The organism is Nostoc sp., from assembly GCF_036916575.1.
Taxonomy (GTDB): Bacteria; Cyanobacteriota; Cyanobacteriia; order Cyanobacteriales; family Nostocaceae; genus Nostoc.
Window position 1 is genome coordinate 70483 of record NZ_JBALGC010000002.1, and the last position, 25419, is coordinate 95901.

The following is a 25419-nucleotide window of genomic DNA, read 5'->3' on the forward strand; positions in this document are numbered from 1 at the left end:
TGCAATAGCTTCTCATATAGAGCAACTAGAAGCCTATAAATGGCTAAAACTCCCAAGAAATCGTGTCCTGCACCGTAAACGGATCGCCATAGAAAACGCGATCGCGATACGAGGCATCAAAATAATCGATATTGAACAAATTCTTGAAATTAAGTCCTACCCGCAGACCCTGGAGTTTGTAGAAGATAGCAGCATCGGTACGGAAATAACTAGGTAATTCAAACGTGTTGGCTAAATCTCCCTGCCTATCTCCGGCAAAGTAAAATCCCACTGGAACAAACGTCAAGGCAGAAGTTACTTCCGGCTGCGCGAAACACGGTTTTGTCACGGCAGAAGTTACTTTTGGGACGACAGAAGTTGCTTTTGGCTGCGCGAAACACGGTTTCGTCACGGCAGAAGTTACTTTTGGGATGACAGAAGCTGCTTTTGGCTGCGTGAAACACGGTTTCGTCACGGCAGAAGTTATTTCTAAGACGACAGAAGTTGCTTTTGGCTGCACGAAACACATTAACTTTTTACTTTTGCCTTGTTTGGTCAAAACTCCCAGGAAATTGTTCCCTGTACTGTAAAAGGATCGCCATAGAAAACGCGATCCCTAGTTTGGGCAGAGTCAAAATAATCGATATTAAACAAATTTTTAAAATTGAGTCCCACCCGGAGACCCTGGCGTTTGTAGAAGATAGCAGCATCGGTGCGAAAATAATTAGGCAAGGTAAACGTGTTGGCTAAGTCTCCCTGCCTGTCTGATGCAAAGTAGAACCCTAACCCAACCCCTAATCCCTGGAAATTGCCCCGTTGAATTTCGTAGGTTGTCCACAGGTTGATGGCATGTTTGGGAACATTATTCAACTGATTGCCCACCGCATATGTATTGTCTTTGGTAGTTTTGGCATCAGTTAAGGCATAGCCGGTGATAATGTTCCATCCCGGTAAAATTTCACCTGTGACATCAAACTCAATCCCCCGACTGCGCTGTTCACCCACCAGAATCGTGAACAACGGGTTATTGGGATCGGGGGTGGGTAGGTTTGTGCGAGTCAGATCATAAAATGCTAGAGTCGCCGCCAGACGGCTACTCAAATCCGCCTTGACGCCCACTTCGTATTGAGTGCCGCGCTCAGGCTCGGCTTGTGCTCGGGCTGTGACTCCAGCTTGGAGGAACGATCTGCCGTAGCTGGCGTAGAGAGAAATGGGTTTGATCGGTTGATAGACAATGCCAACTCTGGGACTAAATGCTTCATTTTGTATAAAGCCGCCAAGCACAGTGTCTAATCGACGATAATCATTACTGGCAATGTCGAAGCGTCCACCCAACAGTACCTTAAGGTTGTCTGTCAATGCAATTTGATCTTGAGCATAAATACCCAGTGCGTCATTTCTAACACGATAGTCAAAGCGAAAAGTGTCAGGTTCGGTTGGTCTGCTGCCGTACTGAGGATTGAATATATCTAGCGAAGCGATCGCACGAAAGGGATTGATGCTAAGGGTATCTTCTCTGGAGAGATTTAATCCTGTGACTAGTTGATGTTGAATACTGCCAGTGGCGAACTTGCCGACAACATAGGTATCGAAATTGTAGATGTTATCGCTGAAGCGTGAATTGAGATAATATCGATCGAGGGTACGTTTATCTGCTTCAAGGGTGCCACCGGCGACAATAACTCTATTTAACTCATTAAATGCGGTTCGTAAGGCACTACGCACTTGCCAGTTGTCGCTAAAGCGATACTCAAAGTTATAACCGACTCGATAAGTACGACTAAAGCCGTCATCAATTGAAGGTTCACCGGTGAAGCGATTGCGCGGAATTTTACCGTTAGGATTTGGCAGCACAGTACCCTCTGCCGGAAGACCATAATCGAACAGTCCTCTATCGTTGTAATACTCGGTTGCCAAGGTGAACTTGGCTCTAGAGTTAATCTGCCAAGTGAAAGAGGGTGCAACATTATAGATCTGTTTTTGATAAAAATCAATAAAGCTTTCTGTGGTCCGGGCGGCAACCCCTAAACGATACAGCACTGTTTTATCGGCATTCACTGGACCCGACAGATCAATCGCCCCTCGATAAGAATTAAAACTCCCAGCAGAACCTTCCAGGAAGTAATATGGTTCCCGCAGGGGCTGTTTCGTAACGATATTAACAGTGCCCCCCAACACCCCTTGCCCAAACAGAACCGAGGCGGGTCCTTTGAGAACTTCGATACGATCAATCGTCACAGGCTCGTAGCCACCAGAAGCCAGCGTACGGTCTACGAGTCCGTCTTTTAGGATATCCTGAGCGCTAAAACCCCGAATTATAAAACTATCAAATGCGCTGCGTGGAGAGCTACCTCCTTGTACCACACCCGGTACGTTTTTTAACACATCAACCAAGCGGTTTGCTTGCTGGTCTTTAATCACCTGTTGCGGCACGACCTGAATGGACTGAGGAATGTCACGCAGGGGGGTATCGGTTTTTGTCGCAGTTGATGCATCCGGTGCATTGTATCCGTCTTGCTCCCCCGTCACTACCAACTCAATCGGTTCATCACTTGTTGATGGTTGAGTTGGCTGTGTCTGATTTTCTGGCTGACTAGCTTGGGGTATTTGCGGTGGCTGTTGTAGAGAAGTAGCTGTTGCTGTAGTTGCTACTGCAAAAACCAGCCCTGCATTATCATCATATAACTCAACTGTAGGCAAAGCTTTCTCACCCACCACTGTTACTCGCACAGTATTGGCATCAAGGTTTATTACTGTTATTTGTGTAATTCCCGCAAGCGGTTTCTCGGAACGAAATGTGAAAGCTTCACCTGACGGTAGTCGTAACTGCCCCCCAGATACATCTACAATAAAATTGTTGCCCGTACTGCGATTTGTGACTTGCAGTTGAGTCCCAACAGGTGTCTCTAAAATCACTTCCACACCTTTATTGGTGGGATTGGCTTTCACCCCCGTTATGGGCACAATTTCATTCCCCTGTTTTCCTTCTTGCGAAGGGGGGTTTTGTGGAGCTTGAGACTGCACTAACATTTCGGCGCTAGTAAGCGGAAGTTTGAGATCGCGGATACTAAGGATATTAGCGATATTTTTCTGAGTTGTTTGTGCCCAAACAGGACTAACACCCAATGCTAGTAGCCCACCTAGCATTAACATCAGTTGTTGCAATTTATTTATCATCACTCCACACACCTAACATCCAAGAAATTGAGAGAAATTTGAGAAATCAAAAATCTTTCTCAAGAATCTTACCTTGGATAGAGTTTTTGTTAATGAGTGTGTCTTCTTCAAGCAGAACTTTTTCTTCTTGCAGCCGAACTTTTTTGGCAAATGTTCAGCAGCGTTTCAAATAATCTCCAGGATTGATGCCGAATTTTTTGCGAAATGCAGCATGAAATGAAGTTGGACTTGCATAACCAACAATTCGTGCAACTTGTTTAACACTCAACTGCCCTGCAATCAAAAGCGATCGCGCCTGTTCCATGCGATAGTTGTGTAAATAGCCAAACACCGTTGTGCCAAAACAGTAGCGAAAGCCCTCTTTGAGTTTGCGCTGGTTAATTCCGGCTTGCTTTGCTAACTCAATTAAAGATGGTGGATTGTCAAGATTTCCTAGCAAAATATTTCTAGCTTGATGAATGCGATCGATATCATCTAGTTTCAGTAGAGTAGGATTGTGCCTACCCTCTTTTATTTCCAACTCCTCTTGAACCGTTAGTGTCATCAACTCCAACGTCTTGCTTTCGAGATACATCCGCTTGGTTATTCCTTTATAGGGACAGCGCAGTATTTGCTGTACAATGTCTTGCATTACTGGTGTAGTTGTTCCACTGCCGCCATAACTGGACTGTTCTATTGGACTAATAAGACATTTTAACGCTGAAGGAATTTCTCTTTCTACATTGCCTGCAAATGAGCAAAATAGCTCTCGTGCCATCCAAACAGACACAACCAGATGATGTTGCTCTGGTGAAATTGCACAAATTTCGCTAGGATCTGCACCACTACCCCCGAAAAGGTACTGTCCTGCCCCTCCTGTTTGATGATTTCCCATGTGAATATCCCAAGTTTCATGGCTTCCTGATAAACGGAAGATGTACTGTATATCATCGCATCCACGTTCTGGGACTTTTATAACTAGGCGGTCATCAAGTCGGTAGTCGTTGATCAGCAGTCCCAATCCCTCTCGTAACTCAATGATTCGGCTGTATCCTTTGCCAAACTGAGATGGGTACTGCCAAATCATGTCAAATTCGTCTGAAGGATCGTAGCGTTGCTTGGTTGGTTCATCTTCAAAATAGATTCCCCAGTAGGAATTGCGCGAAATGATGATAGTCATTTGGGGACTTATCGCACTACTTACAATAGTTTCTCATAAAAACAAGTATGGCGATCGCGTCAGTTAGCTCAATCACCAACGCGATCACTTCAAATAAAAGATTTCACATAATTGGGAGAAAAAATTGCCGCGTTGGTGCAAGTTACTGAATAGGTGCGATGTTTAGCGACAAGCCGCTCTGCGTCTACGCTCCTTCAGGTGATGGTTTTGGAGGGCGATCGCCTCTGGCGGGTGCTTTGCACCATCGCGTAACGTCTCCACAGGAGAATCGCATCCAACATACCATTGCTATACTGTTGACGATGAGCCTCTTAGAGCTAATTTGTAAACTAAAGTAAAGTACTTGTCTAATAAGGGTTTCAGGAATTTAAGTCAATTCAGCACTTATTCGCTGAAACTCAGACATAGCAATGAGTTGAGTACCCTTAAGATTTTCTTTACGAATCAGCTCTTAAAAGTTCTGTATCCACTCAGGAGATAGACTGCATGGACACTTTGACTCTGAAAGTACTTTTCATGATTGGCTTGGTATCTTGTTTTGTCATTCGTAATCCTGATCACAAAGAAAATAAAAAGAATAAAATTACTGTTGATCACAAAACAGCACAGGAAAAAATGCTGTTATTCCTAGTATTTATCGGGATGCTGATTCTGCCATTAATCTACGTTGTTTCTCCTTTGTTGAGCATTGCCGATTATGAATTACCACTGTGGGCAAACTGGTTAGGAGTTGCCATTTTTGTAATTGCTGTTTGGTTATTTTGGCGTTCTCATCATGACCTGGGAAAAAATTGGTCGCCCACATTGGAGGTGTGAGAGGGACATACACTAATTAGCCACGGAATATATCAATATATTCGACATCCCCTGTATTACGTCTGTTTGGTTGTGGTGTATTGCACAAGCACTACTGCTCCCTAAGAGTATTTCAACTAAAAAATGATCCAAAAATTCAGTCACTTCGACAAAAGATTTCAACGAACCATTTTTTTAAAGTTGGTAAGCGGTAAATCTGCTCTTCGATTTGATCCATTGCTTGTTGTGTGAGTTTAACTCCTGTATGAGAAATTTTCTCAACCAAAGTAACCACAGGATTTTTGCCCTTAAAAGTTAAGGTAGAAGCAAACCTTTCACTACCTCTGTCATGAATAGCAAGCCGCAATTATCTAACGCTGGAGAGAGCAAAATTTTGACAAACAATGCTATTTTAGCTATTAAGCAAATAAGTAATAAGTAGCACAAACATTCAGATAATTTGTGTATGGTAGGTAATCTAGTGGCAATTAAGACTATAAGCTAATGCGCGCTAAAAAAGCATAACTACTGGTGGTGGTTGTTGACCCTTACGGGTGACGCTCCTGCGTCGCTAGCGCTTGCGCTAACGGCAGTTCCTCATGAGGGAAAGCCCCAAGATCGGACTGCCTCACTGTTAACTGTTAACTGTCAACGGTCTCATCAAGTCAATGTGCAAGTTAAATGTGGAACAGCTTATCGTGACCAATGCTCTTACTTGGAGTTACATCTATGGGCGAAGCCAAACGACGTAAACAACAAGATCCAGCATGGGGTTTGAGCTTTGAGGCTTGGGGCAAACTATTCCAACCCAATGTTAAAACTTACGTGACCCAATCTGGTTTACAAGTCTGCGATTTTCAAGATTTATATAAAGATATGATGTGGTATCATCATCGCATCAATTTAGCTGTTGAAAAACGTGCTGAAGGGTTATCAATATTTGCTGTCAAAAACTATGTCTGTCACGCTCTTGATACTCGTTTAAAGTGCTTTCTAATTATAGAAAAATGTGATCGTTACGCCGATTCTGAATACCGAAAATGGATGACTGCTGCTTGGCTTGACTTGAGTAGAGAAAGAGACGGGATTTACATTTTTGGTCGTCATACTCCTGAGTTTGTGGGATGGGTTTACCATCATGAACCAACGCTTAACGGTCTTTATTGTTTTGCAACTCCACACCCGGAACTTTAGCACCGCAACTTCCTTGGGGCGATCGTTTCTGATACCAATTCGTAATACCCTTATTTGATTTAGGTTTCCTTGTTTTGAATCTGTTGCTTTATTTTAGCGAATTAGTATTAAGAATTTGCTCAACTCGCCAGAGCGATCGCCCATCACTTGCCCGGTATACGGATTTTACAAACACTTGCAAAAGGTGATCCAACCCATCCTGCAACCTCACCACATAGGGCTGATCAGCTTGTTGCGGCAGAATTATCCCGCTGAGAGTCAAGCCTTTGTCAGCATAGGCGTCTAATTGCAAAATCTCAGCAGCGATCGCCTTTTAGCCGATGAGATTCTTGCTTCAACCTGAGTTCGATATAAGAAATTAGCTTGAAAAGCTTGTCTGATAAGCTTTCAGACTAAATTAGCTTGGCGCTTTTTCATGGCATTTATTGAGAATATAGTGTTTATTCTCATTATGGTAGACTTGTTGAGAAGAAAGCCCGAGTGCGTTTTTCACCCGAAAGCTTAATGTCTAATGTTTTGGGACATTTTTTTACGTCGAACTCAGGTTTGCTTCACAGTGAACTAGAGTTTGACGACTTTTAGGTCGTACTTTAACCCAACTCTCTACAAGCATTTTATGCAATGCCCCCTGTTACGTACATCTTCTATGCGTTCACTCCATCAAAATCAAGCGCAGAGGATCTAAACGCACATACCAAGGAAAAGGTTGGTCTTTCATAGTCGCCCATTTTTCTTTGAAGACTTCAGCTTGCAGATGGTAATCTTGAGAATTCTTCCCAGCAGAATGTAATTTGAGAAACAACGTCATTCGATGGGGCGTTTCACTTGTTCGTACTACCCAGCAGGGAAAGGTATTTTCCTGTGATGAGTCGTTGGTAAAAATAAACTGATGGGCACGAATGCCCACGTGGGATAATTCGCTCTTGATTGGTTCAATTACTTGGAGAGTACAACCCCAATCAGTCGCTTCTACCTGTTGTGATGACTGGAGAACAGCACGAGAGAAGTTTTTACATCCGGTGAGTTGGGCAATACTCACAGTAGCTGGATGCTGGAAAATATCGTATTTGGAGCCATAATGAACGGCTCTACCATGCTCCAATACCAACAGATTCGGGCAAATCCGATAAGCTTCTTCCATATTATGGGTGACAAATAGAGTCACACCTTGATAGCCAGCTAGAGTTTCTGTCATTTGCTGCTCTAATTGACCACGCAGATGGGTGTCAAGTGCCGAGAACGGCTCATCTAAAAGCAATGCTTCCGGTTGACTTGCCAATGCTCTTGCCAAGGCTACCCGTTGTTGTTGACCCCCAGAAAGTTGGTGCGGATAGCGATCGCCTAATCCCTGCAATTGCATTGCTAATAGTTGCTCCTCTACCTGCACTCTCATACTTCCAGCAGATAGTCCTTTAGGCAAGCCGAAAGCGATGTTTTGCGTCACACTCATGTGCGGAAAGAGAGCGTAATTCTGCACTAAAAAACCGATGCGGCGATCACGACTGGGTAAATTAATTCCTTGTTCCGAGTCAAACAGGACTCTGCCATTTAAAACTATCCGCCCAACTGTGGGCGTTTCTATCCCCGCAAGACAGCGCAAAATCATGCTCTTACCTGCTCCAGAACCCCCTAATAATCCCAAGGGTTGCTCATCAGTAGTGAAAGCAACTTTTAAATGAAAGCTAGGAAGTATTTTTTCAATGTTGACTAACAATCCACCAAATTCAAAGCTAGATTGCGGGGTATTAAGAATTTCTTCCCCTGCTCCCCTTGCTCTCCCCACTCCCTGCTCCCTGCTCCCTGCTCCCCTCTTCCTTTCCCTCAATTCTTGCCAGAAGTTGACTGCAATAATTCCAGATAGAGAAATCATCATAATTGCGATCGCCCAAAACCAAGCCTCATTCATTGCTCCCGCTTCCACAGCAAAATAAATCACCATTGGAATTGTCTGCGTTTGTCCAGGAATGTTACCAGCCAGCATCAACGTCGCGCCGAATTCTCCTAAAGCACGGGCAAAAGCGAGCATTGTGGCGGCGACAATGCCAGGTAGGGCTAGGGGTAAACTGATGCGCCAAAAGATTGTGGCTTCAGTTGCACCAAGGGTTCTAGCGACTCGCAGCAGATTTCCATCTATTTGTTCAAAGGCTCCAAGTGCAGTTTTATACATTAATGGGAAAGAAACTACGGTAGCTGCGATCGCTGCACCATACCAAGTAAAGACGATGCTGAAGTCAAAAGCCTGCATGAGTTTCCCTACAGGACCATTTTTGCCAAAAAATAGCAGCAACAAGAAGCCGACAACCGTGGGCGGTAAAATCAGGGGCGCAATAAAGATACCTTCAATCAACGATTTACCTTTGCCACGATATCCCAGCATCCAGTAGGCAGCAGCGATACCCAAGAAGAAGGTGATAAATGTAGCAAGTAATGAAGTTTTGAGTGATATCCAAAGAGGCGATAAATCCAATGGCATAGTTGTCTGGGGAAGAATTAGCTCAACTAATCCATAATTTACCAACTTTAGTTTGAATATGTATTTAAAAGTTGGTAAATTCCTGACAATCAATAAAGTAAATCCTAAAAACTATCCAAACTTTCAAAAAGATTCTCCTTCGGTCAATTTATTATAAAAACAGAAGCACAACAATGTTGTGCTTCTGTAGTTCGTTTGTCTTTAGTTCATTGTGATAACAACATAGTTACTTAATTATTCCAGTTGAGTACTGTAGGCACTAAAACCATAAGCCAAAGTTTCTTTTAAATTACCTGATGGCTTGAGACTTCTGTTGATGGCATTAGCAAAAGGCACTGGAATTCCTTTAATGGTTTCCGGCAAAATTGCATATTCTTGCGTTGGTTCCACGGTGTATTGTGGACACTTCGTTTTTATGCCAGCAGTCGCTAACATTTCATTGATTTCAGCAGATGTATATTGCTTGAGATAAACTGGGTTTCTCACAAATGGGTTCAGCCTTCTGATAAAATTATGGATAATATGAGAAGGACAAGACTTGTTGTGAAATGAATGGTTAAAAACGAAAATTCCACCGGGTTTGAGTACACGAGATATGTCAGCCAACAAATTTCTTAATTGTGCATCTGGTATATGCATAAAAACGCAATTAGAAATTACCAAATCTATAGAATTATCTTCTAAAGGCAATATTTCAGCAGAATTGCAAATCAAGTTAAATTCAGCTTCAGGAAAAAAATTGTATTCATGTTTAACCTTGATTAACCGCCGCAATAAAGGCTCAGAAATATCAATTCCATAATATTTTTCGCATTTCAGATTTTTCGCCTTAGAAAGATGCAAAGGAGCGCGGCCATAACCACAACCAATCTCTAAAACAGAATCAACAGACTTATTCAAAGGAAATTTGTTCCAAGTACCTCCAGGCGTGCCAGTTAGGAGAGTGTAATCTTGTTTGATGGGCGATGTCTTTGTAACTTTTTCAATTTTTTGGGAACCATAGTATGTTTTACCAATTGCGTCCCATGTTTTTTTATGTTGAGTATTATTCAACTGTTCGTAGTCGCTAGGAAAATAAATGCCATCTCGTAATTCAAAGTCATTTAGACTGAATTTTACATTTGTTAATTGAGTCATTATGATTATTCCTCATGAATAGTTAAGTCTGTTTTCTGTTATACTCTTAACTCAGCATTAACCGCAAGTGATTTTTGCTGAGTTGCTTCCCTTTAGCCTTTCTTCAAAGTTTATAACTGTTTTCAATTCGATGGAATATAGATCATAGGGGCACACAGCTGTGCTACCAAAGCGCCTATTGCATCCAAAGGAAACGGCCTAATTAGCGTAAATATTGAAACCTCTTAGAGGTTTTACTACGCAAAACCGTCCCTCTCCGACTCCCAGAGTGACAGACTTTAACGAAAGTTCCAGGCAGGGAGAGGTTTGCCGAACTCACGTTACATTAGTTGATGGACTGCAACAATCGGAGGCTGGGATGGTAGAAGGGTCATCACAAAAACGAGTGGTAGTTGTAGGTGCAGGTTGGGCTGGTTTAGGAGCAACCTACCATTTGGCAAAGCAAGGCTATGATGTGACACTGCTAGAAGCAGGCCCCTATCCCGGTGGATTGGTGGCAGGTTGGCAAACAGCCGCAGGAAAATCTGTTGAAGCTGGCATTCATGGCTTTTGGTATCCTTACAAAAATATTTTTTCCCTAATCAATGAACTAGGAATTAATCCTTTTACTACTTGGACTCGTTCTTCGCAATATTCGCCAGCAGGTTTGGAAGTTGAATCACCGATTTTTCAAGACTTACCGCGACTTCCCTCCCCACTGGGAACTTTTCTCTACACTCAGTTTAAGCGGCTGCCACTAATTGACCGTCTCAGCGCCCTACCTTTACTTTATGCTGTTGTTGATTTTGACAATTCTGATGCAGCTTGGCGGCGCTATGACTTTGTAACTGCCCGTGAATTGTTCAAAGACTTTAACGTTTCTGCACGGCTTTACCGCGAGGCTTTTGAACCAATGTTATTAGTGGGCTTGTTTGCCCCTGGTGAACAATGTTCAGCCGCAGCAACTTTAGGGATGCTTTACTTTTTTATTTTGGCTCATCAACCGGATTTTGATGTAGTTTGGTGTCGGGGAACTGTCGGGGAAAAGATATTTCGTCCTTGGGTGGAACGGATTGAAAAAGCTGGTGTGCAAGTGTTACCCAAGCGCCGAGTTACAGACTTAATTGTTGATAGTAATCATCGAGCAAAGGGTGTGGTTTGCGGTGATGAAGTAATTGAAGCAGATGCCGTGATTTTTGCAGTTGGGATCACGGGTATGAAGAAAATTGTTTCAACTAGCCCTAGTTTACAAAGCCGTGAAGAATTCCGTAATTTGAGCAATTTAGGAGCAATTGATGTTTTAGCAACGCGACTATGGTTTGACCGCAAAATTGATATTCCTCGTCCTTCCAATGCTTGCTTTGGATTTGACGCAACTACAGGTTGGACATTTTTTGATTTGAATGCTCTACATGATGAATATCGAGATGAGCCAGGAACAGTGATCGAAGCTGATTTTTATCACGCGAATCAGTTTCTTAGTTTGAGTGATCAGGAGATTTTACCAATAGTTCAGGGTTATTTAGCAACTTGTGTGCCAGCGTTTCGGCAGGCAAAGATAATTGATAGCAGTGTAATTCGGCTAACTCAGGCGGTGACTCACTTTGCACCTGGTAGCTATCGTTATATGTTATCGGCTAAGACAAGTTTTGAGAATGTGTTTATGAGTGGGGATTGGATTGTGAACCGTCATGGTTCCTGGTCACAGGAAAAGGCTTATGTTACTGGTTTGGAGGCGGCGAATTTGGTGGTGTCTTATTTGGGAAAAGGTCAGCCATCTGAAATTTTAGCTGTAGAAGAGGATGAAACGCATATACAAGTGGCGCGATCGCTCAACCAAATTTGGCGTGACTTGGGCAAATCTATCCTACCTGACTTTTGGTTGCCGTAATCTCTGAGGTAGCACAGCTGTGCATCCCTACTGTATGTATATTTTTCGCAATCACAGGGAGTTATTAATTGTAATCTAAATTCGGTAAGCTAAAGAAGACTATTGCGATACCATCCTTATAATGTAAATCAAATCACATAAGCTTATGGAGCCAGACTCTTTACAAACCGAGGTGATTCTGACGCACCCGCATGAGTCCCTCGGTAGAGTGCAACTTGATTGGACACCCCAACCCGGAAACTATCTCGATTTTCAAGGTAAAACCTACGCGGTTTTAGAGCGCCGCCATAGATACCAACTTAAAGCTGGGCGCTACCGTTTGCATAATATTGCTATTTACGTGCAGTCGGCTAAACGACCATCTGAGAAAAGTTTAGTAGCGGGACGTTGGGTAATTGGCGATGCCACCTGCTGCTACAATGCTCATTCAGAAATTATTCGCTGTGCAGTCAACCCAGATGGCCCTTGCCAATCTTGCCGCTTTTATGAAAAATTAGGAGTTACAAGTTAGGAGTTAGGAGAGACGCGATTAATCGCGTCTGTACAGGAGTTAGGAGAGACGCGATTAATCGCGTCTGTACAGGAGTTAGGAGTAGAGACGCGATTAATCGCGTCTGTACAGGAGTTAGGAGTAGAGACGCGATTAATCGCGTCTGTACAGGAGTTAGGAGTAGTTATTTTCCCTCATCTCCCCCATCTTCCTCAACTCCCTGCACCAAAAACTTCTCCCACAGTTAAGTGGGTACCATTCACAAAATCCCATCCCGCCTGCGGACGTTTACCAGCTAGCTGAACCTCTCGCAACAGCAGCAAACCCTCCCCAGTTTGGATGATCGCCCCAATCCCTTTGGCAATGCTCACTACAACTCCCGGTCTGTCAGATACATTTGACAAATCAGACAATTTATCCACTAATTCTTGTAATTCTGGTGGGAGATCGGGATTGCCTACAGAACCAAGGGGAGCAGAAGCGGTGATTTTCAGCAGGTTGTTACGAAAGGTAGCCGTGCAATTAGGGTAAAAGCCTCTGATTTGATTGTGTAATTCGATAGCGCTTTTTGACCAATCCAAACCATAATCTTGTTTTTGAATCAGAGGCGCATAACTAGCTGCTAAATTATCTTGGGGAATTGGTTGAATTTCCTGACGTTCCAACTTCAACAGAGTTTCTACCAACAAATCCCCACCGATCACAGCTAGTCTATTGGCTATATCTTGGGCATTATCCAGTAATCCAATCGGTGTAGTGGCTATTTGTAACATTGGGCCGGTATCCATCCCCGCATCCATTAACATGGTTGTGATCCCCGTTTCCCTCTCACCGTTATACAAACACCACTGAATCGGCGCTGCACCTCGATATTTGGGTAAAATCGAGCCATGCACATTAATGCAGCCCAATTTTGGCATATTTAAGATTTTTGACGATAAAATCTGTCCATAGGCGACAACAACAAACACATCTGCGTCTGATTGTTTGAGTTGGGTTAAAGTTTCAGTGTCTTTTTTCACCCGCTCAGGTTGCCATACTGGTAAGTTGTGAGCAGTAGCGATCACTTTTACGGGTGAAGGCATAAGTTTATTTCCGCGTTCCCGGCGTTTATCTGGTTGGGTGACAACTGCCAATACCTCAAATTCTGAATGATTCAATAACTTTTCCAACGTGTGCACAGCAAACTCTGGTGTACCAAAGAATACAATTTTCATTAATAATTAATTTGTTAATCGTTAGTCATTAGTTAATGGTAATTGCACCCTTAATAACTGACAACATTTAAGTTGCATGTTGAAATAGAATTCACCAAACCAGGATTTAGCAGGCTCCTGTATTCTGGACAACAGTTGCAAAGCAGAGTTGATTTGCTGTAAATAATATCGGTTGTTTGGTGATACAATAATTTCGTATTGGTGAAACCAAAGGCTGCAAGATTTAACTTAATAGTTAAGTTGACAAGTGTAACAGCTAGTATCAACTGTATCTGCCTAAGGAAACCCAAATCGTTTAGTGGTGTCTCGTCACGAGCCGCTAGAGCATCTACCGAGTAAATTTTATTGTGTTCTTGATCATTTTCCCCAAATTGACGTTAAATGCAGTTGGGTTTCTAAAAAACTATTGCGTTTTCTAGCTATTTTTGTAGTTGGGATCGCGATTTATAGCTTTGGGTTGCTCAGAGCAATATTTTCTGAGTATGATGTGTTATGTGTCGGCTTTAAAAGCTTTTCACGTAACGCCTCACGTTTACCATTATGAGGGTTTGCGCTGTTATCTAGTGTGTAACCTGGTTTGTTTGCTGCGTACTAGCGATCACTAGTGCGATCCCCAGTAACAAGTCATTTCACTGTTGGTTGCCAGCTTCATAAGCTACAAGCTATACCTTGAATCTGCCTTGACTAATAGCTGTTTTTGATGTAATAGGTATAACAACAGCAACATTATATATCGTGTAGTAATTACTGACTTATCAGTATATTTACTATAGTCGCATATTTTTTCGCAAAAATATTCAGTAAATGAGTGATAAAAGATGTAAACAATAATACTTAGTTTTTGTAAAACTCTACAAACTTTGAAGAAATTATCTAGTCATTGCTTTTAATTTCTTGTTATACATATAATTACTGCCTGCCCCATTGCCGCATAGGTATTACTTCTCACATAGTAACCGCCCCTCTAGAGAGTCTACAAATGCTTAAACCCCTTCTGCTATCAGGATGGTTCCGCGTGCAACCATTTCTCAATTACGTTGTCGTTGTGATACTGCTCGCACCCTTGCTAGGGGCATCGGGTCACTCGACTCTAGTCAAATCCGAAGTAACTAAACTAACTCCGATGACTGGAGAGTCTGACTCTGTATCAAAGGAAATAGGTGTAGTTAGGGAACCTAAAATAGCTGAAATATTAAAAACAGATCACGTTAACTCCTTAACAAAAGAATTTGACTCTGTGCCAACACAAAGTACTACTGTCCAGGAACCGCAAGTATTAACAGCGGATAAAATTAAAATTGAGTCTTTGGATCAAGCAGATAGTTCTGTGTCAAACAGCGATTTAACTGTTCCTGATCCTTTGGCAGCAGTTGAACTCGCACCATTAACAAATGTTCCTATTAGTCAACTTAATTTAATACGAAAACTCAAAGCTGCTAATATCAAGTCTTTAAAAGGACAAGTAAATTCTATCTCGAAAGAAAAGTCTTTTACTGAATCATTGACAGCAACTCAAGTAACACCAATTCTTAAAGAATCACAACCAACTACAACGACGGAAGTACCTGTTGCTGAACCACGTGATGAACCCCAAGCAGAACAAATAGATCCCATAGGTAGTCCTCATCCTATTCCTTGGAAATGGATCACAGCGACTCAAGAAGCAATTGGTTCCAAGGGTGGTTCGGGAGTGCGTCACTACCGCAGCGTACCTGTGGTTTCTCCAGATGGTAAATATGCTGTTTATAGCCGGGTGCAACTAGAAGTAAAACCCCAAATGTACAACAGCCGTGTCACTAGCGTTCTGTTTGTCCAAGATATGCAAACCAAGAAGTTGTGGGTGATGGCTTCAACTACTCCTGTTAGTGATCCTTTATTAAAGGTAAAGGCTGTAAAGGCGGCGTCATCAGAAGAAACTGATACGAACGGTCAGATTGGGGTATTAGTTCCAGTTAGCTGGTCAGAAAAAGGCGATCGCTTCTTAGCCCGCAAGTTTGAAGGTATATTTAACACAGGTGATTCCACAGATAGTGCAGTGATTTGGGATCGGCAAAAAAATCACGCCAACACAGTTGCTCCTGCTAATGAGGAAGAACATGAAAAAATCGCCGTATTGTTAGGTTGGAGTAAAAGACAACCGGATAATGTGCTATTTCGTGCGGGTGAATTGGGCGAAGAAAACTGGCCATTAATGCAAGTTGCTAATGATGGCAAGACTGTAACGACAACAGACGATGATCAGCCGATTACTTTTGGTAAAAAGGTTACAGAAATTTGGGCAGGCCCACAAGTAGCCTACCGATAGTTTATAAAAATCTTATATTCTCCCGTTGTTAGCAGTGACGACAACGGGAGATTTTTTTAAAGGAAAAATACTAATAGGTGTATAGTCCAAAAAGAGCTTTTGAGTTATCAGGTATTGTCAGAAATCAAAATGATTGAAAATGTTATTTCCATTCTTCAAACTCCCGTATTAACACTCCCTTGAATGTCTCAATTTTGCCGCATTCATTTAATCTAAAAGTTAGTATGATTCGTTGCAATTGAAGGTAATTTAACTACCTCCTAAATAAAAATACTTAAGATTAAAACTATAAAGACTTATCACCCCTTTCCCACTCAGGTATGACACCTTTGACCCGGCGGATGGGTAAATTAGCAATTAAAGCTGTGGTTCGTTGGTTGCTTTCTAAAGAAAACTCTAAGCCTTCTGTCTCAACTTCGACATAGCGACAGACTACATCTAAGATTTCTTGCCGCATTTTTTCCAACGTTTGAGGGTCTATGTCAGCGCGATCATGAGCAATCACCAATTGCAGGCGACGTTTAACTTGAGTTCGACTGCTATCAGGACCGCGAGAAAAAAGTCGTTCTAGAAGTTCAATCATTACGAATAGGTCTGGGGCGGAGACTGGAAAATAAGTTAAACAATCTTTGTCCACAACAACCTTCGTAAACGGGCGAAGATGCTGTCTTGGGACGAGTCGATTTCCAGAAATTCGACACTTTCCCCTTCTAATCTACGAGCAATGTTCTCAAAGGCTGTGGCAGCTAAAGAGGGATTTTCCGCTAACACTAAAGGTTCGCCGCGATTGGTAGATACAATAACACGCTCGTCGTCAGGGATTACCCCGATCAGGGGAATAGCGAGAAGTTCCTGAACATCTTGCACTGACATCATATCATTTGCCTGCACCATTGCGGGTCTGATGCGGTTAATTATTAAATGAACACGCTTGATACCTTGTGCTTCTAGTAACCCGACTACTCGGTCAGCATCACGAACTGAGGAAATTTCTGGCGTGCTGACAACTAGCGCTTCTTTTGCTGGGCCGATCGCATTTTTAAACCCATTTTCAATGCCGGCGGGGCTATCAATGATCACATATTGATACTTTTGCGCTAGCGCATTCACCAATAACTTCATCTGTTCAGGTGTGACTGCATCTTTGGAGCGATTTTGGGCTGCCGGCAGGAGTACGAGATTGGGTTGGCGCTTATCTTTCACCAAGGCTTGTTCTAAGCGGCACTCTCTGGCTAAGACTTCTACCGCAGTATAGACGATGCGGTTTTCTAGCCCTAGCAGCAAATCCAAATTTCTCAGACCAAAATCCGCATCAACCAAGGCAACTTGACGCCCTATTTTAGCTAAAGCCATGCCCAAATTTGCTGAAACTGTGGTTTTTCCCACTCCTCCTTTGCCGGAGGTAATCACAATAATGCGAGTCATGATAGAAATGCGGTCAATGAGGGTTCAGGAAATATAAAACAGTAAATTGCAGTATAAAGTATGAAGTATCGTATCAAGCATGAAGAAATATCTGGTCTCCTTGATTTAGGCGAGGGATGAATATTTTTTTCTAGCGATGTCTGACGACAAGCCGATGCAGCGTCTGTGCTCGGTTATGTGCAATACACTTAGCTAGGGGAAAGAGTTAGGGATTAGAGTAGTGTATTCCATCTACATAAAAACCGCTATATTTCATCCTTCGTATCCTTCATCCTTTAAGTAAATATTTAGGGCTGCTGATTGATCTTAGTAATTTGGTTTCGGGAAAAATCACTAGCCCTAGCGATGCGAATCCCTTGGGGGGTAATATGTGCCACTTCTGGATAAAATTGCGTCGGCAATTTTTCTGGTGCCCTAGCTACAGCATCTGCGATCCGCAATTGGGTTGGTTCCATTTGCAAAGCCATAATCAGACATTCACTATTGCCTCCGGCCCCAGCATGAGCGATTCCACGTAGACGACCCCAGATGATAATATCTCCATCTGCAATTACAATACCACCTGGATTTAAATCTCCCAATACAATTACTGTACCAGGATGACGAATTTCTACTCCAGAACGGACTGTCATTTCCAAATAGAGGGCATCTGCCTGGGGTATAGCTGTAGCTTTTGACTCAGAAACCAGAGAACTTACGGGCTGTAGTTGTTCTACAGAATACCCAGATGTCACGGCAGCGATCGCAGTTTGCCGACGACTAGTCGAGACAGATATTAGCCGCAATTGGACTTCAGTTAAAGCCTCGGCGAGTTCTTGCAGTTGTCTGGCATCTACTAGGCGGTCTTGTGCCATCAGATGCACAGGTGTGTTAGATATACGGAAGCGATCGCTTGCATTCAAACGCTGTCTTATTTGTTGCCAAATATCAGACCAACTGAGTTCTGAAGCAGATACTTGAGATTCCGGAGGCAAAATCAATAACAGTCGTCCCTCCTGACTTTTTAACTGGACTTGAGTATTGTCATTTACGCGATGTCCTGATAATACTGACTCATTGGGATTTAAATCAGTCAGGATAAAATCTGATGCCGCATCAGTATTTGACTCTACATCTGGGTTAGCAGTATTTGACTCTACAGGAGCAAGGACAGTATTTGATTTTAAATATAGGAGGACAGAATTTAACTCAGCATCCGGGAGAATAGAATCTGACTCTACATCAGAAACAGTCGGATTTACCTCTACCTCAGAAAGGATAGAGTTTGGTTCTGCATTAGGAAGTGCAGAATTTGACTCTAAATTGGGAGTCGCAGAATCAGAAGTCATGCAGTATTAGCCAAAAGACAAGGGACACTCCGAATAATTACTAATATTAGATCAGTGTCAGGTAAGAAAGTGCGGAGTTAGGAACAAAGCCAAAGACGCTCCGCCTCTGGTTAGGAGTTAGGAGTAGCCCTGTCAAAGTGAGATGATCTCGTTTCCATGCAGAGCATGGGAATGCCCATCAGCGAGGCTCTGCCTATAGTCAAATTTTTGAGCTTTAGAGACGCGAAATTTAGCGTCTCTACCAAGGATTTTGGGCTTAACTGAATGGTATTGCTTTTTATGTGACTTGTAGACCAAAACACTGTACCTCACTAACTTGCAATCCACTGTAGTTTGGAATTATGAGCATTTTCACTCAGCACTCAAAACTGTTTTAGTCAACCTCTGATAAATTATCCCCAAGGCATCAGCATCGCCGACGTTACCTGGAAACAGCACCACTGGCAAATTAGGAAACTGAGGATGATCGGATGGCGTTAACACTATTGAACAACCAGCTAAAATTTGACCGAGTAAGCGGGCTGAAGTTAAAGCTAGTCCAGTACTCAAAACATCGTTTGAGGTAATACCACCCTTACTGATTAAGAATCCTATATCAGATGGTAAACCGCGCACAATATCCATCAATAAACCTGAGACTTTTGCCCCAAACTCTAATCGGGTCTTGACATCTTTAAAACTCAGTTCCTGACGGCTAGTATAAACCACTGGTGTTTTGCCAGCCTTGTGTACCGCGTGTGTACTTTCTTTGATTTCAGTTAACAGTGCCGCAGATTGGTTTGCATCATCATCAAGTAATCGCGCAACATTCACTTCAATGCCCACTGTTCCCTCTACTTCCAACAGCGCTTCTAACTGCTGAGTAGTCTTTTTTACATGTGAACCAACAATCACCGCACCTGGTTTGCCTTGGCGCACGTACTGCGCCATGTTTTCGGCGGCAATAGGTTGGGGTGGTAAAGCCGCTAAAGCCGTTAAAATACTTGCTGCACTGCGAAACAGAAAGCGTTTCCCTTGACTTGCTGCTGCTAATATGTCTACTGCAAAGCGGTTGAGATCAGCTTGAGTTTCACCATCTACAACAGCGCACTGATTACCATTGAGTTGTAACAAGCGTTCCAAACTACCAGCGCGAATATCAGCCAGGAGAAATCTTTCTACTGTATCGGCACTAATTCCTCCTTGAGTCTTCTCTTCGACATACTTGGGTAAGTAACTGTGATGGTAGCTGAAGACTGAATCACGGGCAAATTCAGTTTCATGGACTGGGGTGGGTACACCAGCAATAATTAAGTAATGCACACTGTCGCGGGTAATGCGTCCGCCGTCAAAAAATGCTGGTACGAGAAAATGAGCATCAAAGGGGCCGAGTTCTTGTGCGATCGCATCAGTTTCAATGGGATAATGTCCCCGCAAAGTAGAATCAGAACGGCTGACAATCAGAAAATCGTCAATTCCTTCAGCATTCAAAGCAATTTTCAGGTTTTGGCAAACTTCTGTGGTGACAGATGCAGCTGACTCTGGCGTTAAGGATCTAGTATTAGTCAGCACAAAGAAAATCGGCGAATCATCCTGCAACCCGCTGCGTAAAGTGTTCACATCCCAGTGCATTAGCAGCAAGCAGCTGTGGACTGTTTGAGAACCCGTAGGGTCATCATCTAAGACAATTATTTTGGGTTTGTTGCTCATTTAAGTCAACGGGGCGATTGTTTTTTAGGAAAGTCATCAGCAAAGAAAAACTCTACTTAGCTTTTGTGCAATTTTCTGATTTCTGCTTGCACATCGATCGCAATTTGCAATGATTGATTTAGCAGTTGAGCATATTCGCCTGCTTGACTACTAACTTCTAAAGCTTGCAGATTGGCTAAATTATTGACAAATAACTCTTGATTATTAGCAAGCAATTTTTTATTATCTCGCAAAATTCGTTCCGTTTTCAGAGCGCGGACTAAATCTTCTCTAATTAGTTGAAGGGCGGCGGTTACTTTATCTCGGTCATGGATACTGCTTTTTACGTTTCCTGATGCAGCCAATTGGTCATTGATATCTATGGCAGCAACTAGGTCATGATATTTATCAACTTCATCTAAAAGTATTGTCAGTCCTTCAGGACAGGTTACTTGTCGCCACAGCCATCGCCCCACTAATATCGGCATTGGCACTAGAATTAGTAAGAGAATTCCTAGTCGAATTGAAGAACCAATTGTTGGCAGAATAATAAACGCATAAACAAAGCCCACAATTATTGGGGTTAGCGCCAGCGTCACCAGCATTTCATTAATCAAAAACCCTAATCGCTTCTTGCTATCTCGCAAAACAGAGGGTCGAAAAACGTCTTCTGGATCGAACCCAGTCAAACGTCTTAGTTCCCCCTTACTAATTTCCAAGCCTATTAAGTCCGGCTGCACGGCTGGATAACTCCTATGGAAGCCCAAGTTGCGTATTTATTTTAATCGGGTTTGGTAAAGAAGCAATGGGTGGTTACGCATAGTTATGATAAAAAGCAGACTGTGCAACATGACTAAATAAAGCTAAAAAGCATTTGCACTTATTTTTTCTATTTTAGATACAATGCAGTACTTATGTAGGCGATCGCGTTTAAGCGCACGTCAAGTTGAGTATTATGACCGCAAAACAACGATTAATAAGTAAGGAGCATAGATATGAGTAACATATTGTCTGATTTATCTAATCTTAAAGAACTCGAATTGCAAGAACTGTCTGAGGAAGAATCTCAACTTGTAGTTGGAGGTAATTTATTTGGAAGTATTGTTGGCGCTGTTGCTGGTAGTTATATCGGCTCTAAAGCAGGACTAGCTGGTATTATTGCAGGAGGATTAGTTGGAGGTGCAGTAGGGTCTGTAGCGGAAGACTTCATTAACGGTCTATCCCGCAAAAAGCAAGTCCTAGTCCCAGTAACTGTATCTGATGGGGAGACAACAAGCACTTAGATAGTGTTGGCTGATGTCTGATGAATGCAGTTCAAGGGAGAGCAGAGTATTGAACGCTATCTCTGTTCGATTGTACCTCGTACTGAATTAGACGCAAGAATCCCACGGGTTTAGCGAAGCGACCCGTGGGAGTGTCAATCAGGAAACCAGTTTTCATCTAAAATTTGTTCTAAAGAGCCAAGAAGTGCAACAGGGAATGTATCAATAGAAAGTTGAGAGCGTGGTTTACCGCCGTAGGCATCGCTTGCTTCTGTCCTTGCGTCTTGATAAAATTTATCAAATATTTCTAAGATGTAAGGTTTAAGACTAGGACTATCTTTGAATTCATCCTTAATCTCTCTACGGAATGTCCTGATTTCACCTTTCCAATGCCCTTCATTTCGCTCCCGTTCTACATTCCAGTCTGTGAGCTTAAGTAGATGTCAAAAAGTCGAATTAACAAACTTTTCACCATTCGCTTCTGGCTCCTGCCCGTATATTCCAACTCTTCAATTAAGTTATCTAAATCCACAGATGAAAACTGACTAGTGCGAAGTTGGTTGATGGTTGTCCTGAGCCAAAGGTAATAATCTTGGTCGTATAAAGTCTGAGTTATTGGTTGTATTTCGCTCACCATACACTTGTTAAACTCCGATAATTTGTATTCTACACTGTGTATTTGATACACCAATTTTGCTTGAGTTTGTGAATACTCAGAATTGCCTCTAATCTCTCACCAAAATAAAAATACTCCCTGTGACACCATCATAATAAACAAAGTTGAGTTGTTGGTTGATTGATTATATAAGCGACTGGTCTGTGGAGAAATCTTCAGTTGATGTTCCAGATTGGAGTCGTAGCCTTGGGCTGCTAACGCTACATACTCAGTATCCATCATGCCGAGGTTATGAATTTCAGTTAGGGTGCAATACCAGAAATATTCCTTAAGTCTAAACTAAAGCTTACTGAAAGAAAGAGGTTTTGATTTACCAAATCATTGAGAATATACGAGATCCCATTTATCAACCTCCAAATTTTCAGCCCTATAAATTGATTATTACTGAGGGAAAAATGGCTAAAACTAAAGCAACAGACATTCTTTCATTTAATTAGTGGATTAAGTTTCCTAAGTTGTTCCTTGATTAGAGAGTATAAAAATGACTGCTACAAATAGTAAGAGCAAAATTCGTTACGCTGTTGTTGGTTTAGGTTGGTTTGCCCAAGAAGCTGCCTTACCTGCCTTTGCCAACACCGAAAACTCAGAATTAATCGCATTGGTTTCAGATGACCCCACTAAAAGCGAAGAACTAAGCAAAAAGTACGGTATTAAGCATACTTACTCCTACGATAAGTATGAGGACTGTCTGACAAGCGGCGAGGTTGATGCGGTTTATATTGCCTTGCCCAATCACTTGCATTGTGACTACACTGTGCGGGCTGCTAATCAAGCAATTCATGTGTTATGTGAAAAGCCAATGGCAGTTACAGAACAAGAGTGTGAGGCAATGATTAAAGCTGCCAATGACAACAATGTGAAGCTGATGATTGCCTACCGCTTACATTTAGAAGAAGCCAATTTACAAGCAGTCGAAATTGTGCGCTCAAAGCAAATTGGTGAACCACGGATTTTCAACTCAGTTTTTACTCAGCAAGTAGAAGAAGGCAATATTCGTTTACGAGATGTCACAGGTGGTGGCACGCTCTATGATATTGGCATCTACTGCATTAATGCTGCACGTTATCTATTACAAGATGAACCAATTGAAGTATTTGCTGTAGCTGCCAATAAGGGAGAACAACGCTTTAGCGAAGTCGAAGAAATGACTAGCGTCATCTTGCGTTTTCCCGATGAGCAATTGGCAACATTTACCTGTAGCTTTGGAGGGGCAAGTGTTTCGACCTATCAGATTGTAGGTACTCAAGGCGATTTACTAGTAGAACCTGCCTATGCTTGGCAGGGAGAACTGAAGCACTACCTGACAATTAATGGTGAAACCCAAGAGCGTACCTTTGAGGATCACGATCAATTAGCGGCTGAATTTACTTACTTCTCTGATTGTATTCTCGAAGATAAAGACCCAGAGCCATCTGGGACGGAAGGGCTGATTGATGTTTCTATTATTCAAGCGCTTTACCAGTCAATTGAGACGGGTCAACCCGTGCAAATACAAACTCGCGATGCCTGCGGCGGTAAACTACGCCATCAACGTCCTACATCGGCTCAAACTATTCAGCGTCCTCCTGCTGAGGAGACGCCAGACCTGATTCATGCTGGTTCACCTTCTGGGGAGTAAGGTAGAGGCAGATAAATCAATGGCGGATCAAGTAAAATTCCTACCGACAATGATCTATTCTGCCCGGTAAACAACTAAGTATAAAAACTTAAGGATAAAGACCTCTGTCAGTCAGCGCCTGAGCTACTCTACCCACCCCTATGGTGTAAGCTGCTAACCTTAAAGGAATTTGGCGTACCTCCGACTGGTGAATCACCTGGCGGTAGGCTTGCACCATCAAATGCTCCATTTCGCGGTTGACACGCTCCTCATCCCAAAATACGTAGGAAAGACCTTGCACCCACTCTAAATAGCTCACCACCACACCGCCAGCATTCGCCAAGATGTCCGGTAGCACTGTCACACCCCGCGCCTCTAACCACAAGTTAGCCTCAAGAGTAACCGGGCCGTTAGCTGCTTCTGCGACAATTTGCGCCTGCACCTGATTTACATTTTCTTCAGTGATCTGGTTTTCTAAAGCTGCTGGTATTAAGACATCGCAGGGTAAAGTTAATAAATCTGCATTGCTAATTGGTACAGATTGCGGAAAACCCATAATACTCTTGCGATTTTCAGCAGCGTAGACTTTCAACTTGGGAATATCAAGACCAACTTCGGAAAATATTCCCCCAGCACCCGTTGAAACAGCGATAATTTTCGCGCCCGCTTGATATAGTAATTCCGCTGCGGCACTACCAACGTTACCGAAACCCTGAATAGCTACTCGCACTCCTGCCAAGGATTTACCTTGATCTGCCAGCGCCTCACGGACAATAATCATCACGCCACGTCCGGTTGCCATTTCCCGTCCCAGCGAACCACCAATAGAAAGGGGTTTCCCAGTTACAACTCCTGGCACAGCATGACCGACATTTACAGAGTAAGTGTCCATCATCCAAGCCATCTCACGAGCAGAAGTACCCATATCGGGTGCAGGAATATCTACGGCAGGCCCAATATCCTTAATTAACTCGCTGATATAACGGCGGCTGATTCGCTCTAATTCGCCAATACTGTAGCGTTTTGGATCTATGGCAATACCACCTTTCCCACCACCGTAAGGAATACCTAATAAGGCACATTTCCAGGTCATTAGCATTGCCAGAGCGGATACTTCGCGCAATGTTACAGCCGGATGGTAACGAATTCCGCCCTTGTAGGGGCCTAAAACATCAGAGTGCTGTACACGATGTCCAGCGAGAACTTGTATTTCCCCATCATCTAGTTTCACAGGAATGGAAACCGTGACAACCTTACGCGGGTGGCTGAGAATTTCCAGCAAACCCTGATTTAAATTTAATTCTTTAGCTGCTGCTTCTAAGTAGCTACAAGCTTGGTCAAATGGGCATATGTGCGCCGGAGAAGCTGGTTCTGGCAGCAACAGAGATTTTGAAATCATAAAATTTTCTCCTAATCACGGTATCTTTGCGAACCGGATATCATATTTAACTAGCTTATCTTTTTTTTGGGTAAAATAAAGGTTTTGTAGTTTTTGTTACTGTTTTTTATTTTATATTCTGATAAAGATGCAAAGCAGTATATGGACTAATACATTCTAGATAGTCTGCTTTGTTAGCGCTCTTCCATCACTCTAGGCAGAGGAAAATAAGAAATCCTCTCCCTCGTAGGGTTCTGGGATAGCACCTCCCATTCGATTCATCAACGCC

23 protein-coding genes and 2 pseudogenes are annotated in these 25419 nt (G+C 42.7%); 9 read left to right on the top strand and 16 right to left on the bottom strand.

Annotated features, from left to right (window positions below; genetic code table 11):
• Positions 1-43 precede the first annotated feature (43 nt).
• From V7L29_RS00740 to V7L29_RS00750, 3 genes are all read right to left on the bottom strand, one after another.
• The gene (locus tag V7L29_RS00740) at positions 44-538 is read right to left on the bottom strand and encodes a hypothetical protein (protein ID WP_334734206.1); all 495 of its coding nucleotides are present in this window, start codon (positions 536-538) and stop codon (positions 44-46) included.
• The gene (locus V7L29_RS00745) at positions 535-3156 is read right to left on the bottom strand and encodes a TonB-dependent siderophore receptor (protein WP_334734207.1); all 2622 of its coding nucleotides are present in this window, start codon (positions 3154-3156) and stop codon (positions 535-537) included. Before V7L29_RS00745 ends, V7L29_RS00740 begins: the two co-directional genes overlap by 4 nt.
• A 154-nt stretch (positions 3157-3310) precedes the next feature.
• Complete coding sequence (locus tag V7L29_RS00750) at positions 3311-4315, bottom strand: helix-turn-helix transcriptional regulator (RefSeq protein WP_334734208.1); 1005 nt, start codon at positions 4313-4315, stop codon at positions 3311-3313.
• A gap of 158 nt (positions 4316-4473) precedes the next feature.
• On the opposite strand from V7L29_RS00750, the gene V7L29_RS00755 reads away from it, so the two are divergent.
• From V7L29_RS00755 to V7L29_RS00765, 3 genes are all read left to right on the top strand, one after another.
• Positions 4474-4653, top strand: coding sequence for a hypothetical protein (locus V7L29_RS00755; RefSeq protein ID WP_334734209.1), 180 nt, complete (start codon positions 4474-4476; stop codon positions 4651-4653).
• 148 nt (positions 4654-4801) lie between these two features.
• The gene (locus V7L29_RS00760; protein ID WP_334691794.1) at positions 4802-5131 is read left to right on the top strand and encodes a hypothetical protein; all 330 of its coding nucleotides are present in this window, start codon (positions 4802-4804) and stop codon (positions 5129-5131) included.
• Positions 5132-5158: 27 nt separating this feature from the next.
• Positions 5159-5236, top strand: a complete 78-nt coding sequence (locus V7L29_RS00765; RefSeq protein WP_334734225.1) for a hypothetical protein — start codon at positions 5159-5161, stop codon at positions 5234-5236.
• Between the two features lie 31 nt (positions 5237-5267).
• Here V7L29_RS00765 and V7L29_RS00770 read toward each other — a convergent pair.
• A pseudogene (locus tag V7L29_RS00770) lies at positions 5268-5441 on the bottom strand (ISAzo13-like element transposase-related protein); the annotation flags it as partial.
• 398 nt (positions 5442-5839) lie between these two features.
• On the opposite strand from V7L29_RS00770, the gene V7L29_RS00775 reads away from it, so the two are divergent.
• Complete coding sequence (locus tag V7L29_RS00775; RefSeq protein ID WP_334691793.1) at positions 5840-6304, top strand: hypothetical protein; 465 nt, start codon at positions 5840-5842, stop codon at positions 6302-6304.
• A gap of 88 nt (positions 6305-6392) precedes the next feature.
• Here V7L29_RS00775 and V7L29_RS00780 read toward each other — a convergent pair whose 3' ends face one another.
• From V7L29_RS00780 to V7L29_RS00790, 3 genes are all read right to left on the bottom strand, one after another.
• Positions 6393-6596, bottom strand: a complete 204-nt coding sequence (locus V7L29_RS00780; RefSeq protein ID WP_334691792.1) for a hypothetical protein — start codon at positions 6594-6596, stop codon at positions 6393-6395.
• 360 nt (positions 6597-6956) lie between these two features.
• On the bottom strand, positions 6957-8777 hold the full coding sequence (modB, locus tag V7L29_RS00785; protein ID WP_334734211.1) for a molybdate ABC transporter permease subunit: 1821 nt from the start codon (positions 8775-8777) through the stop codon (positions 6957-6959).
• A gap of 234 nt (positions 8778-9011) precedes the next feature.
• Positions 9012-9914, bottom strand: coding sequence for a class I SAM-dependent methyltransferase (locus tag V7L29_RS00790; protein ID WP_334734212.1), 903 nt, complete (start codon positions 9912-9914; stop codon positions 9012-9014).
• Between the two features lie 358 nt (positions 9915-10272).
• On the opposite strand from V7L29_RS00790, the gene V7L29_RS00795 reads away from it, so the two are divergent.
• Both V7L29_RS00795 and V7L29_RS00800 read left to right on the top strand, forming a co-directional pair.
• On the top strand, positions 10273-11784 hold the full coding sequence (locus V7L29_RS00795; RefSeq protein WP_334734226.1) for a hydroxysqualene dehydroxylase: 1512 nt from the start codon (positions 10273-10275) through the stop codon (positions 11782-11784).
• A 145-nt stretch (positions 11785-11929) separates the two neighbouring features.
• Positions 11930-12295, top strand: a complete 366-nt coding sequence (locus V7L29_RS00800; RefSeq protein ID WP_334691790.1) for a DUF6464 family protein — start codon at positions 11930-11932, stop codon at positions 12293-12295.
• A gap of 191 nt (positions 12296-12486) precedes the next feature.
• Here the strand turns inward: V7L29_RS00800 and fmt are convergent, their stop codons facing one another.
• Positions 12487-13491 (bottom strand): methionyl-tRNA formyltransferase, encoded by a 1005-nt coding sequence (fmt, locus tag V7L29_RS00805; protein ID WP_334734213.1) that lies wholly within the window; start codon positions 13489-13491, stop codon positions 12487-12489.
• A gap of 979 nt (positions 13492-14470) precedes the next feature.
• Here fmt and V7L29_RS00810 point away from each other — a divergent pair.
• Entirely contained in the window at positions 14471-15796 is a 1326-nt protein-coding gene (locus V7L29_RS00810) for a hypothetical protein (protein WP_334734214.1), read from the top strand.
• Positions 15797-16082: 286 nt separating this feature from the next.
• On the opposite strand, the gene minE is transcribed toward V7L29_RS00810, so the two are convergent.
• The 5 genes from minE to V7L29_RS00835 form a co-directional block, all read right to left on the bottom strand.
• Positions 16083-16379: a cell division topological specificity factor MinE gene (gene minE / locus V7L29_RS00815; RefSeq protein ID WP_334691787.1), complete on the bottom strand. Its 297-nt coding sequence runs from the start codon at positions 16377-16379 to the stop codon at positions 16083-16085.
• Positions 16380-16414: 35 nt separating this feature from the next.
• On the bottom strand, positions 16415-17221 hold the full coding sequence (gene minD, locus V7L29_RS00820; RefSeq protein WP_174712164.1) for a septum site-determining protein MinD: 807 nt from the start codon (positions 17219-17221) through the stop codon (positions 16415-16417).
• A gap of 287 nt (positions 17222-17508) precedes the next feature.
• Positions 17509-18549: a septum site-determining protein MinC gene (minC, locus tag V7L29_RS00825; protein ID WP_334734215.1), complete on the bottom strand. Its 1041-nt coding sequence runs from the start codon at positions 18547-18549 to the stop codon at positions 17509-17511.
• 351 nt (positions 18550-18900) lie between these two features.
• Positions 18901-20238: a four-carbon acid sugar kinase family protein gene (locus tag V7L29_RS00830; protein WP_334734216.1), complete on the bottom strand. Its 1338-nt coding sequence runs from the start codon at positions 20236-20238 to the stop codon at positions 18901-18903.
• A gap of 56 nt (positions 20239-20294) precedes the next feature.
• Complete coding sequence (locus tag V7L29_RS00835; protein WP_334734217.1) at positions 20295-20957, bottom strand: hypothetical protein; 663 nt, start codon at positions 20955-20957, stop codon at positions 20295-20297.
• A gap of 255 nt (positions 20958-21212) precedes the next feature.
• Between V7L29_RS00835 and V7L29_RS00840 the strand changes: the two genes are divergently transcribed.
• Positions 21213-21500 carry a hypothetical protein gene (locus tag V7L29_RS00840; protein WP_334734218.1) on the top strand — a complete coding sequence of 96 codons (288 nt, stop codon included), beginning with the start codon at positions 21213-21215 and terminating at the stop codon, positions 21498-21500.
• Between the two features lie 134 nt (positions 21501-21634).
• Here V7L29_RS00840 and V7L29_RS00845 read toward each other — a convergent pair.
• Both V7L29_RS00845 and V7L29_RS00850 read right to left on the bottom strand, forming a co-directional pair.
• Positions 21635-22116, bottom strand: a pseudogene (locus tag V7L29_RS00845) (DUF29 domain-containing protein).
• A 96-nt stretch (positions 22117-22212) separates the two neighbouring features.
• The gene (locus V7L29_RS00850; RefSeq protein WP_334734219.1) at positions 22213-22377 is read right to left on the bottom strand and encodes a hypothetical protein; all 165 of its coding nucleotides are present in this window, start codon (positions 22375-22377) and stop codon (positions 22213-22215) included.
• 259 nt (positions 22378-22636) lie between these two features.
• Here V7L29_RS00850 and V7L29_RS00855 point away from each other — a divergent pair, with 259 nt between their 5' ends.
• Entirely contained in the window at positions 22637-23773 is a 1137-nt protein-coding gene (locus V7L29_RS00855; RefSeq protein WP_334734220.1) for a Gfo/Idh/MocA family oxidoreductase, read from the top strand.
• 88 nt (positions 23774-23861) lie between these two features.
• Here the strand turns inward: V7L29_RS00855 and V7L29_RS00860 are convergent, their stop codons facing one another.
• Positions 23862-25151 (bottom strand): Glu/Leu/Phe/Val family dehydrogenase, encoded by a 1290-nt coding sequence (locus V7L29_RS00860; protein ID WP_334734221.1) that lies wholly within the window; start codon positions 25149-25151, stop codon positions 23862-23864.
• Positions 25152-25419: the final 268 nt, after the last annotated feature.